At 66.5% G+C, this 14,902-nt stretch carries 14 protein-coding genes and 3 tRNA genes; 10 read left to right on the top strand and 7 right to left on the bottom strand.

Annotated features, from left to right (window positions below):
• Positions 1–252: 252 nt before the first annotated feature.
• Positions 253–325 (bottom strand) — tRNA-Arg (locus ACIQCM_RS02600).
• 220 nt (positions 326–545) lie between these two features.
• Here ACIQCM_RS02600 and ACIQCM_RS02595 point away from each other — a divergent pair.
• The 3 genes from ACIQCM_RS02595 (at position 546) to ettA (ending at position 3,496) form a co-directional block, all read left to right on the top strand.
• A complete protein-coding gene (locus ACIQCM_RS02595; protein WP_400603433.1) occupies positions 546–1,106 on the top strand; it encodes a single-stranded DNA-binding protein in 561 nt (186 codons plus the stop codon).
• A 61-nt stretch (positions 1,107–1,167) separates the two neighbouring features.
• Positions 1,168–1,761, top strand: coding sequence for a DUF6993 domain-containing protein (locus ACIQCM_RS02590; RefSeq protein ID WP_400603434.1), 594 nt, complete (start codon positions 1,168–1,170; stop codon positions 1,759–1,761).
• A gap of 52 nt (positions 1,762–1,813) precedes the next feature.
• A complete protein-coding gene (gene ettA, locus ACIQCM_RS02585; protein WP_400603435.1) occupies positions 1,814–3,496 on the top strand; it encodes an energy-dependent translational throttle protein EttA in 1,683 nt (560 codons plus the stop codon).
• An 87-nt stretch (positions 3,497–3,583) separates the two neighbouring features.
• On the opposite strand, the gene ACIQCM_RS02580 is transcribed toward ettA, so the two are convergent.
• Complete coding sequence (locus ACIQCM_RS02580) at positions 3,584–4,564, bottom strand: acyl-CoA thioesterase (RefSeq protein WP_400603436.1); 981 nt, start codon at positions 4,562–4,564, stop codon at positions 3,584–3,586.
• 62 nt (positions 4,565–4,626) lie between these two features.
• Between ACIQCM_RS02580 and ACIQCM_RS02575 the strand changes: the two genes are divergently transcribed.
• Positions 4,627–5,286 carry a hypothetical protein gene (locus tag ACIQCM_RS02575; RefSeq protein WP_400603437.1) on the top strand — a complete coding sequence of 220 codons (660 nt, stop codon included), beginning with the start codon at positions 4,627–4,629 and terminating at the stop codon, positions 5,284–5,286.
• A 14-nt stretch (positions 5,287–5,300) separates the two neighbouring features.
• Here ACIQCM_RS02575 and ACIQCM_RS02570 read toward each other — a convergent pair whose 3' ends face one another.
• The 4 genes from ACIQCM_RS02570 to pepN all read right to left on the bottom strand — a co-directional run bounded on the left by ACIQCM_RS02570 (position 5,301) and on the right by pepN (position 9,573).
• Positions 5,301–5,753: a globin gene (locus tag ACIQCM_RS02570; protein ID WP_400603438.1), complete on the bottom strand. Its 453-nt coding sequence runs from the start codon at positions 5,751–5,753 to the stop codon at positions 5,301–5,303.
• Positions 5,754–5,755: 2 nt separating this feature from the next.
• The gene (locus ACIQCM_RS02565; RefSeq protein WP_400603439.1) at positions 5,756–6,439 is read right to left on the bottom strand and encodes a mechanosensitive ion channel family protein; all 684 of its coding nucleotides are present in this window, start codon (positions 6,437–6,439) and stop codon (positions 5,756–5,758) included.
• A 69-nt stretch (positions 6,440–6,508) separates the two neighbouring features.
• Entirely contained in the window at positions 6,509–6,982 is a 474-nt protein-coding gene (locus tag ACIQCM_RS02560; RefSeq protein WP_400603440.1) for an OsmC family protein, read from the bottom strand.
• Entirely contained in the window at positions 6,979–9,573 is a 2,595-nt protein-coding gene (gene pepN, locus ACIQCM_RS02555; protein ID WP_400603441.1) for an aminopeptidase N, read from the bottom strand. The genes ACIQCM_RS02560 and pepN overlap by 4 nt, the downstream gene beginning before the upstream one ends.
• A 146-nt stretch (positions 9,574–9,719) precedes the next feature.
• Between pepN and ACIQCM_RS02550 the strand changes: the two genes are divergently transcribed.
• The 3 genes from ACIQCM_RS02550 to ACIQCM_RS02540 all read left to right on the top strand — a co-directional run bounded on the left by ACIQCM_RS02550 (position 9,720) and on the right by ACIQCM_RS02540 (position 12,240).
• The gene (locus tag ACIQCM_RS02550; RefSeq protein ID WP_400603442.1) at positions 9,720–10,739 is read left to right on the top strand and encodes a hypothetical protein; all 1,020 of its coding nucleotides are present in this window, start codon (positions 9,720–9,722) and stop codon (positions 10,737–10,739) included.
• Between the two features lie 77 nt (positions 10,740–10,816).
• Entirely contained in the window at positions 10,817–11,311 is a 495-nt protein-coding gene (locus ACIQCM_RS02545; protein ID WP_400603443.1) for a ribose-5-phosphate isomerase, read from the top strand.
• Complete coding sequence (locus ACIQCM_RS02540) at positions 11,311–12,240, top strand: Fpg/Nei family DNA glycosylase (protein ID WP_400603444.1); 930 nt, start codon at positions 11,311–11,313, stop codon at positions 12,238–12,240. Before ACIQCM_RS02545 ends, ACIQCM_RS02540 begins: the two co-directional genes overlap by 1 nt.
• A 50-nt stretch (positions 12,241–12,290) precedes the next feature.
• Here ACIQCM_RS02540 and ACIQCM_RS02535 read toward each other — a convergent pair.
• Positions 12,291–12,364, bottom strand: a tRNA-Gly gene (locus tag ACIQCM_RS02535).
• Between the two features lie 116 nt (positions 12,365–12,480).
• On the opposite strand from ACIQCM_RS02535, the gene ACIQCM_RS02530 reads away from it, so the two are divergent.
• From ACIQCM_RS02530 to ACIQCM_RS02520, 3 genes are all read left to right on the top strand, one after another.
• Positions 12,481–12,555 (top strand) — tRNA-Pro (locus tag ACIQCM_RS02530).
• A gap of 80 nt (positions 12,556–12,635) precedes the next feature.
• The gene (gene tig / locus ACIQCM_RS02525; protein ID WP_400603445.1) at positions 12,636–14,000 is read left to right on the top strand and encodes a trigger factor; all 1,365 of its coding nucleotides are present in this window, start codon (positions 12,636–12,638) and stop codon (positions 13,998–14,000) included.
• Between the two features lie 248 nt (positions 14,001–14,248).
• Positions 14,249–14,869, top strand: coding sequence for an ATP-dependent Clp protease proteolytic subunit (locus ACIQCM_RS02520; RefSeq protein ID WP_400604269.1), 621 nt, complete (start codon positions 14,249–14,251; stop codon positions 14,867–14,869).
• The last annotated feature ends 33 nt before the right edge of the window (positions 14,870–14,902 follow it).

The raw sequence follows: 14,902 nt of genomic DNA, 5'->3' as shown, positions 1-14,902 counted from the left end.
GCCTTGACCGCCCGGATCCTGGTCCTGCGCCGTCGGGTTTCGACGCGCAAAATTGTGGTCGAGGCGCATCCTCGCCGGCGACGCCCATATATGGCGTGCGTCAGGGGACATGCGCAGCGCCCATGAAGATGCGCGTCGAAAACAGGACGGACTTTGGAAGGGGCCGGACAACAAAACACCCCCGGTCCGAAGACCGGGGGTGTCAATGATGTTCCGACAAATCCGTAAAGGATGTCCCGCCACATCACACGGTGCCCCAGGAGGGAATCGAACCCCCGACCGGCGGATTAGAAGGCCGCTGCTCTATCCCCTGAGCTACTGAGGCGGGGCACCCCTGGACGCTGAGTCCGGGCGCCTCAAGAAGTTTACATTGCCCCGCGTGCTGCGGGAATCAGCCGCTGTACCTTTGGACACCAGTCCTCCACACCCGCCGGAACCCGGCGGGTTATGCACATAGCCAAAGGCATCCCTCCTTCGGGCGCCCGCACGGAGACATGCTGGTGGTGCCTGCTAACGGGCATCACCATCTGAGACAGGACGAAGAGATGAGCGACTTCATTACGGTCCGTGGCTTCGTGGCCACGGACGTCAAGACTTCCACCACCACCGGGGGAGTGCCCACGGCCTCTTTCCGGTTGGCCTCCACTACCCGCCGCTTCATCAAAGAGACGGGCACGTGGGCGGACGGGCAGACGAACTGGTTCAACGTTCAGGGGTACCGCCAGCTTGCCGGGAACCTGGCCTGCAGCGTGCGCAAGGGCCAGCCCGTCATTGTGATCGGCAAGCTGAAGCTGCGCAGCTGGGAACGGGACGGCCGGACCTACCACTCCACCGAGATCGACGCGGACGCGGTGGGCCACGATCTGCAGTGGGGCTCGGCCAACTACATCCGCAACGCCACCAGGCCCGTTCTTTCGCTCGTGGACCAGGAAGGAACGGACGACGCCGGTTCAGCCCCGGTCTCCGACCAAGCCTTTGACGGGGTTGAAGGAAACGGCGGAGACCCGGGTGAATTTGACGTCGAAACACTGACAGTCGAGGAACGCGACGGAGCCTTCTCGTCGCTGGACACGAACACGGGTGAGCTTACGGCGGCGCCGGCCTGAGCCCGCGCTGCCATGACCCGGTGCCCGCCGAGCGGCCATGGCATCGTGGCACAATGACAGCATGCCCACATCGCCTGACCGCCGGACACCCGGTGCGGCCCACCCTGCACCGGGTGTTTCCGGCCTTCACCTGCTGCGTGGCAGGAGGGGAAGGCCCCGCAGGGCAGCAATGGTGGCAGGGACAGCGTTCATGGCATCGCTCCTGGTGCTCACCGGCTGCAGCGGGGCCGCTCAGGATCCTCGGGTCACGGGCAGCTCGCCGGCGGCTTCGGCATCTGCCCAGGCCGGTACGCCGGGAGCGGAAATCACGGTTCCCGCCGCTGAACCCACAGGGACTGCAACGGCCGGCCCCACTGGAAAGGCCGCTGCCGCTGCAGGATTACGCACCAAAGTGAGCGACGTCCTGGGCAGGCTCGCCGCGGGTGCGCCCAAACCGTCCACGGCGCAGGTCCGTGATGCCCTCACCGGGGCAGGCATTGATACGCGCTCGCTTGAGGTGTCGGAAAGCACCACGCCCACCGGCCTGGCGGCGGAGTCGATCGAGGCCGCTGTGCGTCAGGGGAAGGACTGCGTGATCGGCCAGGTCCGCGAAGGGGCCGTGACGGTCACCGTGATGCCTGTCCTGGCCAGCGGCAAGTGTTTCGTGGGTTCCTGAGCGGCAGGTTCGGAATGTGAGATATGACCGCCAACCCACTAGATTTGGAACCATGGCGGAATTTATCTACACAATGACCAAGGCCCGCAAAGCCGTTGGCGAAAAACTCATTCTCGATGACGTAAGCATGTCCTTCTTCCCGGGCGCCAAGATCGGCGTCGTGGGCCCGAACGGTGCCGGTAAGTCCACCATCCTGAAGATCATGGCCGGACTGGACACGCCCTCGAACGGCGAGGCCCGGCTCAGCCCCGGCTACAGCGTCGGGATCCTGCTCCAGGAACCCCCGCTGAACGAGGAAAAGACCGTCCTGGGCAACGTCCAGGAAGGCGTCGGCGAGATTTACGGCAAGATCCAGCGCTTCAACGAGATCTCCGAAGAAATGGCCAGCCCGGACGCTGACTACGACGCACTCCTGGAAGAGATGGGCCAGTTGCAGGAGGCCATCGACGCCGCCGATGCCTGGGACCTCGACTCGCAGCTGGAACAGGCCATGGACGCCCTCCGCTGCCCGCCCGCGGATGCGGACGTGACCAACCTCTCCGGTGGTGAACGGCGCCGCGTGGCCCTGTGCAAGCTGCTCCTGCAGAAGCCGGACCTGCTGCTCCTCGACGAACCCACCAACCACCTGGACGCCGAAAGCGTGCTGTGGCTCGAACAGCACCTGTCCACCTACGCAGGCGCTGTCCTCGCGGTCACCCACGACCGGTACTTCCTGGACCACGTGGCCGAATGGATCGCCGAGGTGGACCGCGGCCACCTGTACCCGTACGAGGGCAACTACTCCACGTACCTGGAAAAGAAGCGTGCGCGCCTCGAAATCCAGGGGAAGAAGGACGCCAAGCAGGCCAAGCGCCTTGCGGAGGAGCTGGAGTGGGTCCGCTCCAACGCCAAGGGCCGCCAGACCAAGTCGAAGGCCCGTCTGGCCCGCTACGAGGAAATGGCCGCCGAGGCGGACCGCACCCGCAAGCTCGACTTCGAAGAGATCCAGATCCCGCCGGGACCGCGCCTGGGCGGCCTGGTCCTGGAGGCCAAGAACCTCCAGAAGGGCTTCGATGACCGCGTGCTGATTGACGGGCTGTCCTTCAGCCTCCCGCGCAACGGCATCGTCGGCGTGATCGGTCCCAACGGCGTGGGCAAGTCCACCCTGTTCAAGACCATCGTGGGCCTGGAGCCCCTGGACGGCGGAGAACTCAAGATCGGCGACTCGGTCAAGATCTCGTACGCTGACCAGAGCCGCGGCGGCATTGACCCCAACAAGACCCTGTGGGAAGTTGTGTCGGATGGACTGGACTTCATCCAGGTGGGCAATGTCGAAATGCCTTCGCGCGCCTATGTTGCCGCCTTCGGCTTCAAGGGCCCGGACCAGCAGAAGAAGGCGGGTGTGCTCTCCGGTGGTGAGCGCAACCGCCTCAACCTTGCCCTCACCCTCAAGCAGGGCGGCAACCTCCTGCTCCTCGACGAACCCACCAACGACCTCGACGTCGAAACCCTGAGCAGCCTGGAAAACGCGCTGCTCGAATTCCCTGGCTGCGCCGTTGTCGTGTCGCACGACCGCTGGTTCCTTGACCGGGTGGCCACCCACATCCTGGCCTACGAAGGCGACGAGGAAAACCCCTCCAAGTGGTACTGGTTCGAGGGCAACTTCGAGTCCTACGAAGAGAACAAGGTCGACCGCCTGGGACCGGATGCTGCCAAGCCGCACCGCGTTACGCACCGCCGCCTGACCCGCGACTGACACCAGCAGGCATACGGAAGGCCGGCGTCCACGTGTAAACCACACGCGGACGCCGGCCTCTCCCTTGCCCGGCCAGGCCAGCGCCGGCTAGTCCCGGGATGCCTTTCGGATCTGGTGCTCCACCACCTTGGACTGGAAGGCGCCCACCACCTTGTTCTTGAAGTCCGTCGGCACGCGGATCATGCCCTCCTGGGCCACGGACGCCACGTGCTCGCCCTCCCGGTTGAAGATCTTGCCCGCAGCCAGGCCACGGGCGCCCTGCGCGCTGGGCGACTCCTGGACATACAGCAGCCATTCGTCCACCCGTGCCGGCCGGTGCCACCACATCGCATGGTCCAGGCTCGCGACATTCATGCCCGGCGTGATCCAGCTGAGCCCGTGCCGGCGCAGGATCGACTCCAGCAGCGTGTAGTCGCTCGCATACGCCAGGGCTGCGCGGTGCAGGTTGGTGTCGTCCGGCATCGGCCCGAACGTCTTCATCCACACCGCGTTGCGCGGCTCCCTGGGTCCCTTTGCCGATACATACAGCGGCGGATCGACGTGCCGGATGTCGAACGGCCGTTCGAAGGCCCAGTGCCGTGCCACCGGGTGGTCGAACTTGCCCAGCAGGTCCGCCGTGCTCGGAAGCGACTCCGGATCCGGAATCCCCGCCGGCATGGTGGAGGCGTGCTCAATGCCTTCGTCGTCCCCCTGGAAGGAAGCGATCATGGACAGGATCGGCACGCCGTCCTGGTAGGCGTGGACCCGGCGTGCAGAAAATGACCGCCCGTCGCGCAGCCGCTGCACGCCAAATGTAATGGGCTTGTTGGCGTCACCCGGACGGAGGAAGTAGCCGTGCATGGAGTGGACGAAACGGTCCGGATCAACGGTGCGGATGGATGCCACAAGGGACTGTGCCAGGACCTGCCCGCCGAACACCCGATGGTGGGGCTGCTGCTGCGAGGGGCCCAAAAAAATGTCCTCGTCTGTCCGGGCACCTTCCAGTTCGCCGAGGTCCAGGAGCTTGATCAGCGATGCAGTGGGGTCACCGTCGGGCGGGGCCAACAGTCCGGTTTCGGCTTCAGTCATGGCTTGACTCTAGACGTCACCCAAGGACCGCTCAACCGGGGCCCAGCCGGTAGGGTTTGAGTGTGTCCGATCTTCTTACCCGCTCTTTCCGCTTCGCAGACCCCCGGGACCTGGCCGACCTGAAAACCTTCGCCACCCGCGCTAAAGCCATTGACGACGGCGCCATTCGGCTGCAGGGGGCCGGTACCGTCCTTGCCGCCTACGTCTGCGTGCTGCGGCCCCGCCTGCTGGGTGAGTCGACCCCCACCATCCTCGGCCTGCGCACCATGGCCCTGGCGCAGCCCTCCGGCACGGACGTGACGGTGCCCTTGTCGGCCGTCCTGGACCGTCTTGCCCGCGTAGGAGCGGACGACGTCGAACTGCCGGTACCGCCGTCGACCGTCACCGAATCCTGGACGGGCGTGGGCGCGCCCCGCGGCGGCTGGGAGCACGCAGAAACCCTCACCGATGCCTTCCTGCGCGGCGCGGCGGAGGCCGGCATGAGCGAGGTCGCCGGAATCGTGCCGGACAAACCGGGAACGCTGATCGTCAACAACGCCCGGGCAGCGGTGTGGGGAAAAGAGTTGGACGGCTCCGGCCTGCCGGCCGGCGCGGCGTTCGCGGCCCTCGCCCTGGGCTTCCTCGGCGACGGGGAACAGGAGCTTTACCGCTCCGGCCGCTGGTTCCGGCTGACGGGACCCCGCGGACATGTCCTCGCCCGGACCGGCAGCGGCCTGCCGTAACCGACGGGCCCTGCCTACTGCTCGGACGGGCTGTTCACCATGGACAGCGCCGCCCGCTCCATGTAGTCCCACAACGTGCCTTCGTACAGTGGTGGCAGTTGCAGCGCCTCAACGGCGGCCCGCATGTGGAACAGCCACCGGTCCTTCGCCTCCGGCGTGACCCTGAACGGCATGTGCCGCATGCGCAGCCGCGGATGCCCGCGTTCGTCGCCGTACGTGGTGGGGCCGCCCCAGTACTGCTCGAGGAACATGAGGAACCGCCGTTTGGCCGGGCCCAGGTCCTCTTCCGGGTACATGGGACGCAGCAGCGGGTCGGTGGCAACCCCGTCGTAAAAGACGTCGATGAGCTTCACGAACGTTTCGTGGCCGCCCACGGCGTCGTAGAAGTTGTCCGTGTAGCCGGGCTGGCTGAACGGATCGTTTTGCATCAGTTGGCGGGGCTGGCGCGGTTCAGGCGTGATGGTCATGGCTAGTCGCCGGCTTTCTGGTCGGTCTTGTCATTGTCAGTCTTCGCGCTGCCCTGATCCGTGGTTCCGTCCGGGCCCTCATGCAGGGGAACATAGTTTCCCTGCGAACGGTTTCCCACCCGCAGGATCTCACCATTGCGCAGGTACCAAATGGCGCCGTCGTCGGACCGGACGCGGGTGATGCGCAGGCCCATGGATTCCACCACGCCCACCACCTCGCTGGTCTCGATCACGTCGCCGATACCGAACTGGTCCTCGATGGTGATAAAGATGCCGGCCAGGAAATCCCGGATCAGCTGCTGGGCGCCGAAGCCCATGGCGATACCCAGGATGCCGACGCTGGTCAGCAGGGGAGCGATGTTGATGTCCAGGTTCTGCAGTACGTACATGCCCGTGATCACCACCACCAGGACGCCCACGATGCTGTTCAGGAGCGAGCCGATCGTCTCGGCGCGCTGGACCCTGCGCTCATGATCCAGTGCCCGGAACGCCGGGGCAGCCCACTTGAAGGTGGGACGCTTGAACAGGCTGCTGCCGGCTGCCACCCGCTTGGTGATGCGGGAGATGACGTACGTGGCAAGCAGCCATACGGCAACGCCCACGCCAAGGCTGATCGCAACACCCGGAACGCTGACCCCGTCCGGATCGGCGGCGACCGGCGGAAGGGCTGACAACATGCTGACCATAAGCGGCAGGGACTCCTTGGGGATCGGCTACATTCATTTTCAACCCTAGCCCCGCGACCGCCGCTCCGCTCAACCGGCCGAGGTCACCGGCTGGTGCTCCACCGGAAAATTCACGCTCCGGGCAATGAAGCAGACCGCGTTGGCCTCGCGGTGCAGCCGCTGCGCCAGGTCGATCTGCCCGGCCTCCGCCACAGTGACCTGCGGCCGCAGGATAACCCGCTCGAACTGCCCGCTGCCGTCACGATTCAGTCGCAGCAGGCCGGTGGCCGGGTCGCGGTAATCCGTAACCACCACGCCATGCCTGACTGCCACGTGCAGGTAGGAGAGCATGTGGCACTGCGCCAGGGCCGCCAGCAGCAGCTGTTCAGGGTTGTACCGCTCCCGGTCGCCGTGGAACGTGGGGTCCGCAGAACCCTTGATCACGGGCAGCCCCGGGATGGCGATGTCGTGATCCCGCGAATAGCCGCGGTACGACGACGTTCCCGCACCAAGGTTCCCCGTCCACCGGACTTCCAGTGCGTAATGGTGCTCCTCGAGATTCACCGGCCCGCCCCCTCAGCGTCCGGGCCGGCTTCGGCGTCAGTGGCCCGGGCGCGCAGGGCGCGCGCCACGCCGTCGCGGTTTTCCAGCATCATGCGACGCAGTGCCGCGCTGGCAGGGGGCAGGGCGGCGATGAAACCGTCCGTCCGGTCCACGGTCTCCTGCGTGGTCAGCAGCGCCGGGTAAAGCCCGACGACGATCTGCTGGGCGAGCGCGTGCGTGCGGGTTTCGACGATTCCCGGCACCGCGTCGAAATACTTCTCCGCGTACGGTTCCAGCAGTGTCCGGTCCAGGACGCGCATGAACCCGGCCACCGCGGAGCCCTGCAGCGCGTTGGACAGCTCGCCCTTGACCACGATCGAATCCCATGCCGCAGCCTTCGCCTCCGGTGTGGGGATCGCCGCCTTGGCGAGCGCGGCCGCATTCTGGCCGCTGGCCGTGTTGTCCTTCGCCAGCTCCGCGTCAATCCCGTCCTGGCCCATCCGGCCGCCGGCCACCAGGGAGGCCAGCAGTTCCCAGCGCAGGTCCTGGTCCACGGTCAGTCCGGCCAGGCCCGCAGTGCCGTCCAGCAGGCCCGCGACCCTGGACAGCTGGGAGTCGGTGCGGGCGTGCAGCGCGAAAGCCTTGACGAACTGCAGCTGCGCGTCGGACCCGCCCGGCACGCCGGAAGCGAGCTCCCACAACCGGTCCGCAGTGGCCACCGCCGTGGCCTCGCGGTATTCCTCTGCCACGTAGAAGTTCAGCGTGGTGGCCAGCTGCCGCAACTGCACCAGGATGACGGAGGAGTCGGTCTCGGCCGCCACGTTGGCCAGCACCAGCTCCACGTAGCCCCGGGCCGGACTTTCGCCGTCGCGCGCGGCGTCCCAGGCGGAGTTCCACACCAGGGTCCGCGGCAGGCTGCCGGCGAAATCCTTCAGGTGCGCGGTGGCGGTGGCCAGCGATATTGGGTCCAGCCGCACCTTGGCGTAGGCGAGGTCATCATCGTTGACCAGCACCAGGTCCGGGCGCTGCAGCCCGACCAGGGCCGGCACCTGCGTGCGCTCCCCGTCCACGTCCAGTTCCTCCCGGTGGACCCGCTGCAGCTTGCCGGCGCCGTCCAGGTTGTAGAAACCCACGGCGAGCCGGTGCGGGCGGAGCGTGGGCCACTCCGGCACCGCTGTCTGCACAATGCTGAACGTGCGGATCGTGCCGTCGGCGCCCACTTCCAGCTCGGGGGCCAGCGTGTTCACCCCGGCGGTTTCCAGCCACTGCCGGCCCCAGCTGTCCAGGTCCCGGCCGCTGGCCTTCTCCAGCTCCACCATCAGGTCCCGCAGCTCGGTGTTTTGCCAGGAGTGCTTGGCAAAGTATTCGCGGACACCTGCCATGAACTGCTCCGGACCAACCCAGGCCACGAGTTGCCGCAGCACCGAGGCACCCTTGGCATAGGTGATGCCGTCAAAGTTGACCTCAACGTCCTGAAGGTCCTTGATCTCGGCGAAGATCGGGTGCGTGGTGGGCAGCTGGTCCTGCCTGTAGGCCCAGGACTTCTCCACCGACGCGAACGTGGTCCACGCACCGGTGAAAGAGGTGTTCTCCACGGCTGCCAGGTGCGACATGTACTCGGCGAAAGACTCGTTCAGCCACAGGTCGTTCCACCACCGCATGGTCACCAGGTCCCCGAACCACATGTGCGCGAGTTCGTGCAGCACCGTGATGGCGCGGCGTTCAACCTGGGCGTCCGTCACCTTGCTGCGGAAGACATAGCCCTCCAGGATGGTCACGGCACCGGCGTTTTCCATGGCGCCTGCGTTGAACTCCGGTACGAACAGCTGGTCGTACTTCTCGAACGGGTACGGGCAGCCGAACTGCGCCTCGAAAAACCCGAACCCCTGCCGGGTGAGTTCGAAGATGTTCTCAGCGTCCAGGTACCGCATCAGGGATTTGCGGGCGAAGACGCCCAGCGGAACCACCCGGCCGTCCGAGCTGGTGACCTCGCTGCGCACCGACTGGTATGGCCCGGCGATCAGCGCCGTGACGTAGGAGGACAGGCGGGGGGTGGGCGCAAACGCCCAGACCGAGCGGGCGCCGCCGTCGTGGTCCTGCGAAGTTTCCACGGGCGCCGGGGTGGGGGAATTGGACACCACGTCCCAGTGCGACGGCGCCGTGACGGTGAAGGTGAACGTGGCCTTGAGGTCGGGCTGCTCGAACACCGCGAACATCCGGCGCGAGTCCGGCACCTCGAACTGCGTGTACAGGTAGACCTCGTCGTCCACGGGGTCCACGAAGCGGTGCAGTCCTTCACCCGTGTTCATGTACGGCGCGTCCGCCACCACGGTCAGTTCGTTCTGTTCCGCCAGCTCCGGGAGCTGGATGCGCACCCCGTCGGACACGGCTGCAGGATCCAGCGTGCGGCCGTTCAGCGTGACACTGTGGACGGCCGCCGTGATGGCATCAATGAAGGTGGAGGAACCCGCCCTGGCCCCGAACTTCACAGTGGTGGTGCTTCCGAAGACTTCGCTGCCGCGCGTCAGGTCAAGGTCCACTTCGTAGGAATCGACGGTAATCAGTTGTGCCCGTTCGCGGGCTTCGTCGCGCGTCAGATTGATGCCTGGCAAGGGGTCCTCCAGAGAAGTTGCGGTGACCGGCTGGCGGCTCCAGCGCCGGCTTCGTTCATTCTTGCATCCCCGGCTGACAGTTAAGTTGCCCCGCCAGTCCTCTGCCCGGACCGGCCGGGCAGGCAGAGCCGGAGTAGCGTTAAGGTATGGCAAAGTTTCTGGATTCCGTGGACGCCAGGGCGCTGCGCTTCGCGCTGGGATTTCCCGTTGTCCTGGCAGCCGGGTTCGCCGTGTGCGCCTCGCTGCTGCGCCCTGACCTGCCCGACCCGCTGGCCATCCGCTGGACGGACGACGGCGGCGCCTCCTTCGCCCCGTTCGGTGCCTACGTGGGCATCGGCGCAGCCCTGATCATCGTGGTTGGATGGCTGGGCCTGATGCAGGCGGTGCCGCTGGGCAGGCCCGTGGTGATGCGCCGGATCATGATGGGAACCGGACTCTTCCTCACCCTCTTCATCACCAGCGTCCTTGCCGCGGGCCTCGTGGGCCAGGCGGGGCTTGCGGACGCACGCCAGTCCCGGGTTGACCTGACCGTCCTCGCCCTCGGATCGGGTGCGGCGTTGTCCCTGGGCGTGGTCATGGCCTTCGTCTACAAAGCGGACCGGCAGTGGTCGCCGGAAGACGACCAGGCCCTGGAAGCCGCCGTAGCCCGCGAACTGGATCCGGACCTGGTGCGGGACAACATCCGGCTGTGGGTCCATGCGCGGAGCTCAGTGTTCGTGATGATCGCCGTGGCATCCCTGTTCCCGGCCGCACTCATTGCCATCGCCGTGCCCTGGCTGGGCCTGCTGCTGGTCCTGCTCGCAGTGATGGGCGCCGCGTTCCTCTTCGCCCGCGTAACGGCGGACCGCCGCGGGCTGAAGGTCCGCCTCGCCGGGCTCGTCCCGGTCATGGTCGTTCCGGCCGGGGCCATCTCCGCGGCCAGCGCCGCGGACGTCAAGGCCGCAGATTATGGCGGATGGGGCTACCGGCACCACGACGGAACCGCAGCCATGCTCGTCAGCAGCGGTCCCGCCGTCGTCGTCCGCAAGAACGACGGCCAGCAGGTGGCGGTCAGCGGCGGAAGCCCGGCCAGTGCCGCGCGCCTGGCGGAAGTCCTCACCCGGGTAGCGGCGCGGGCCCGGCGCGGAGGCGGCCCCTCGGACGCCACCGCTGCGGGCGGGTCCTAGTATCCTTATGCCTGTTGTCCTGCCCCGGCCAGGCCCGCCGGCCCGGCCCAGCGCCCACCACTGAACGGATACTGCTCGTGACTTCAGCCCCTGCCTTCCCGCGGGTCCACATCGCCACCGACCACGCCGGAATGGAGCTCAGCGCCCACCTGGTCAGCCACCTCACCGCCAAGGGTTACGACGTTGTGGACCACGGACCCAAGGAATACGACGCCCAGGACGACTACCCGTCCTTCTGCATCAACGCGGCGCTCGCCGTCGTGGCGGACCAGCAGGCCGGCGTCCACGCGCTTGGCATTGTGCTGGGCGGTTCCGGCAACGGCGAGCAAATCGCCGCGAACAAGGTCAAAGGAATCCGCGCCGCCCTGGCCTGGAACCACTCCACGGCCGTCCTGGCCCGCGAGCATAACGACGCCAACGTCGTGGCCGTCGGCGGACGCCAGCACACGGTTGACGAGGCCACCGCGCTGATCGAGGCCTTCCTTGCCGAGCCGTTCAGCAACGACGAACGCCACGTGCGGCGCATCGGCAAGATCGCGGCCTACGAGGCCACCGGCGAGGTCATCGAGTAGTGCCGGAAGGGCACTCGGTCCGGCGCCTGGCCCGGCAGTTTGATGATGTTTTCGGCGGCCGGCAGCTCGCGGTGTCCAGCCCGCAGGGCCGGTTCGCCGCGGGTGCCGCTCTGCTTGACGGACACACCCTGGTCTCTGCCGATGCCCACGGCAAGCACCTGTTCCTGCGCTTCGACCACGGCCTGGTGCTGCACGTGCACCTCGGGCTCTACGGCGCGTGGAGCTTCGGCGGCGACAGTTCCTTCGCCGGCGCGTCCAGCATTGGTGCGCCCCGCCGGGTGGGGGAGCGGGAGACTCCCGCGGAAGCGTACGACGCCGGCGGCTCCTATGCGGGTCCGCCGCCTCCGGTGGGGGCCGTCCGGGTCCGCCTTGCCAGTGCCCACGGCTGGGCCGACCTTCGTGGCGCCACGACCTGTGCCGCCATTACTGCTGCGGAGGCTGAAGCAGTGTCCGCACGGCTGGGTCCCGACCCGCTGCGGAACCTCCGCGGCGACGCCGGCCGGTTCGAGGCACGGCTGCGCGGCCGCAAGACGCCCCTGGCCGCTCTACTGATGGACCAGGCCGTCATCGCCGGCGTGGGCAACGTGTACCGGGCGGAGGTGCTCTTCCGGCGCCGGCTGGACCCGTGGCTGCCCGGTTCCGCCGTGGAGGCCGCCGCAGCGCGGCGGCTGTGGCGGGAAGTGTCTGTCCTGATGAACGACGGCGTGGAGGACGGCCGGATCATTACCACCCCGGCCCGTTACTGGAGCGGGCCCGGCGTGGACCCCGGTCAGCGGCAGGCGCTGAAGTCCGCGGAATACCCCTCCGGCGCCGACGCGCACTTTGTCTACAAACGGGAAGGGCTTCCGTGCCGCGTGTGCCGTACCACGGTGCTGCTGGCCGAACTGGCGGGGCGCAAGCTCTACTGGTGTCCGTCCTGCCAGGCGTAGCCCGGCCACAAAAAAGCACCCCCGGTCCGGAGACTGGGGGTGCATTTCTTTGGAGGGGACGACGGGAATCGAACCCGCGTAATCAGTTTGGAAGACTGAGGCTTTACCATTAAGCTACGTCCCCGGGGCCGGTAACTCCGGGGTGGCTGTCCAAGCCGGATATAACTAAACCTAATTCATGCCCCACGTGTCAAATGTGCAATCCCCGCGCCGGAGACCGTAGACTTGCCTGTGCATTAACGGGGTGTAGCTCAGCTTGGCTAGAGCGCCTGCTTTGGGAGCAGGAAGTCGCAGGTTCAAATCCTGTCACCCCGACTCTGCTGCCCGGACCACTCGGCCGGACAAAACGTTGCGTTTGCAGAAACCCATCCAACAATCCCAGGAGTACTTAGACCGTGAAGAGCGCTGTCGAGAACCTCACCCCCACGCGGGTCAAGCTCAATGTTGAGGTCCCCTTTGAGGAATTGAAGCCCAGCATCGACTCGGCCTACAAGACTGTTGCCTCGCAGATCCAGGTCCCTGGGTTCCGTAAGGGCAAGGTCCCTGCCAAGCTCATCGACCAGCGCGTGGGCCGCGGCTACGTCCTGGAGACGGCCATCAACGAAGGCCTCAACGGCTGGTACCAGGCTGCCGTGCAGGAATCCGGCATCCGCCCGCTGAGCCGCCCCGAGGTGGAGATCACCGAGGTACCGGACCCCTCCGCTACTGACGGCGGCCTGAAGTTCGCTGCCGAGGTTGACGTCCGTCCCGAGATCGAACTGCCGGACTACGCCGGCATCAAGGTCGAGGTCGCTGCCGCGGAGTCCTCCGACGACGACGTGACCAAGGCCCTGGACGAACTGCGCGGCCGCTTCGGCACGCTGAAGTCCGTGGAGCGTCCCGTGGCCGACGGTGACTTCCTGACCATCGACATCACCGCCTCCATCGACGGCAACGAAGTTGACTCCGCCTCCGGCCTGTCCTACCAGGTAGGCTCCGGCACCATGCTCGAGGGCCTGGACGAGGCCGTGACCGGCCTGAGCGCCGACGAGGACGCCATCTTCAACACCACCCTGGTGGGCGGCGAGCACGCCGGCCAGGACGCCCAGGTCAAGGTTCTAGTGAAGGCCGTCAAGGAGCGCGAGCTCCCCGAGGCCAACGACGACTTCGCCCAGCTGGCATCCGAGTTCGACACCCTCGAGGAACTGCGCGCAGACCTCGCCAAGCAGGCGGCCGACTCCAAGGTTGTCGAGCAGGGCGTCGAGGCCCGCGACAAGGTCCTGGACAAGCTTGTCGAGCTCGTTGAGGTTCCCGTGCCGGACTCGGTGGTCGAAGAGCAGCTCGAAGCCCACTTCAAGGAGGGCAACGGCCACGGTGAAGGCGAGCACGACACCGAGGAGCACCGCGAAGAGGTCCGCGCCAACACCGCCCGCGCCTTCCAGAACGAGATCATCCTCGACGCCATCGCCGAGAAGGAAGAAGTCAACGTCAGCCAGAGCGAGCTGATCGACTACATCGTCACCACGGCCAGCCAGTACGGGATGGACCCGAACCAGTTCGCCCAGATCATCGACCAGAGCGGCCAGGTTCCCATGATGGTCTCCGAGGTCCGCCGCCGGAAGGCGCTTGCCGTCGTTCTGGGCCAGGCCGAGGTTACCGACACCGCGGGCAAGTCCGTGGACCTGAGCGACTTCGTCCGGCCTGCCGGTGAAGAGGCTCCTGCCGCCGACGCCGTTGAAGCCGGCGTCGCTGAAGAAGAAAAGGCAGAGGCCAAGGCCTAGCCCCTTCTGAACGCCTGCTGCATGCGCAGACGAACGGCCTCCGGATCACCTGATCCGGAGGCCGTTCGCATTTCCGGAACCGGCCGCGGCTGCGCGATTCCGCTGATCGTGCGCCGTCAGCGAACAGCCCACGGTGCACGAACAAAACACCGGTGAAACCGGTTAGGGTCCAAGTAGAGATTTTCAGTGATGTCACCGTCACCAGCGAGAGGTAAGTACACATGTCACAGCACCACGAGGCTCCCCGGATGGCGACCGTCGATCCCGCTGCCCAGGACAACTACATCTACAACCGGCTCCTCAAGGAACGGATCATCTGGCTGGGCTCCGAAGTGCGGGATGACAACGCCAACGCCATTTGCTCGCAGTTGCTCCTCCTCTCCGCAGAAAACCCGGAGAAGGACATCTACCTGTACATCAACTCCCCGGGCGGCTCCGTAACCGCCGGCATGGCCATTTACGACACCATGCAGTTCATCCCTAACGACGTCGTTACCGTGGCCACCGGCCTCGCCGCTTCCATGGGCCAGTTCCTCCTCTCCTCGGGCACGAAGGGCAAGCGTTACGCCACCCCGAATGCCCGCGTCCTCATGCACCAGCCTTCCGGCGGCATCGGCGGCACGGCCTCGGACATCAAGATCCAGGCCGAGTTGATCCTGCACATGAAGAAGGTCATGGCCGAACTGACCGCAGAGCAGACCGGCCAGACGGTGGAGACCATCCTCAAGGACAACGACCGTGACAAGTGGTTCACCGCCACCGAAGCGCTGGAATACGGCTTCTTCGACAAGATCGCGGCGCACGCCGGATCGGTGTCCGGCGGCGGCGGAACCTCCAACGGTTCCGGCGGACCGGATTCCCAGAAGTAACCGGCACCAAGAACACTCAGATCAGGAGCAAAG

The sequence above is a fragment of the Pseudarthrobacter sp. NPDC092439 genome (assembly GCF_044754945.1).
Classification (GTDB): Bacteria; Actinomycetota; Actinomycetes; order Actinomycetales; family Micrococcaceae; genus Arthrobacter.
This window is presented reverse-complemented; position numbering and strand designations above follow the sequence as displayed.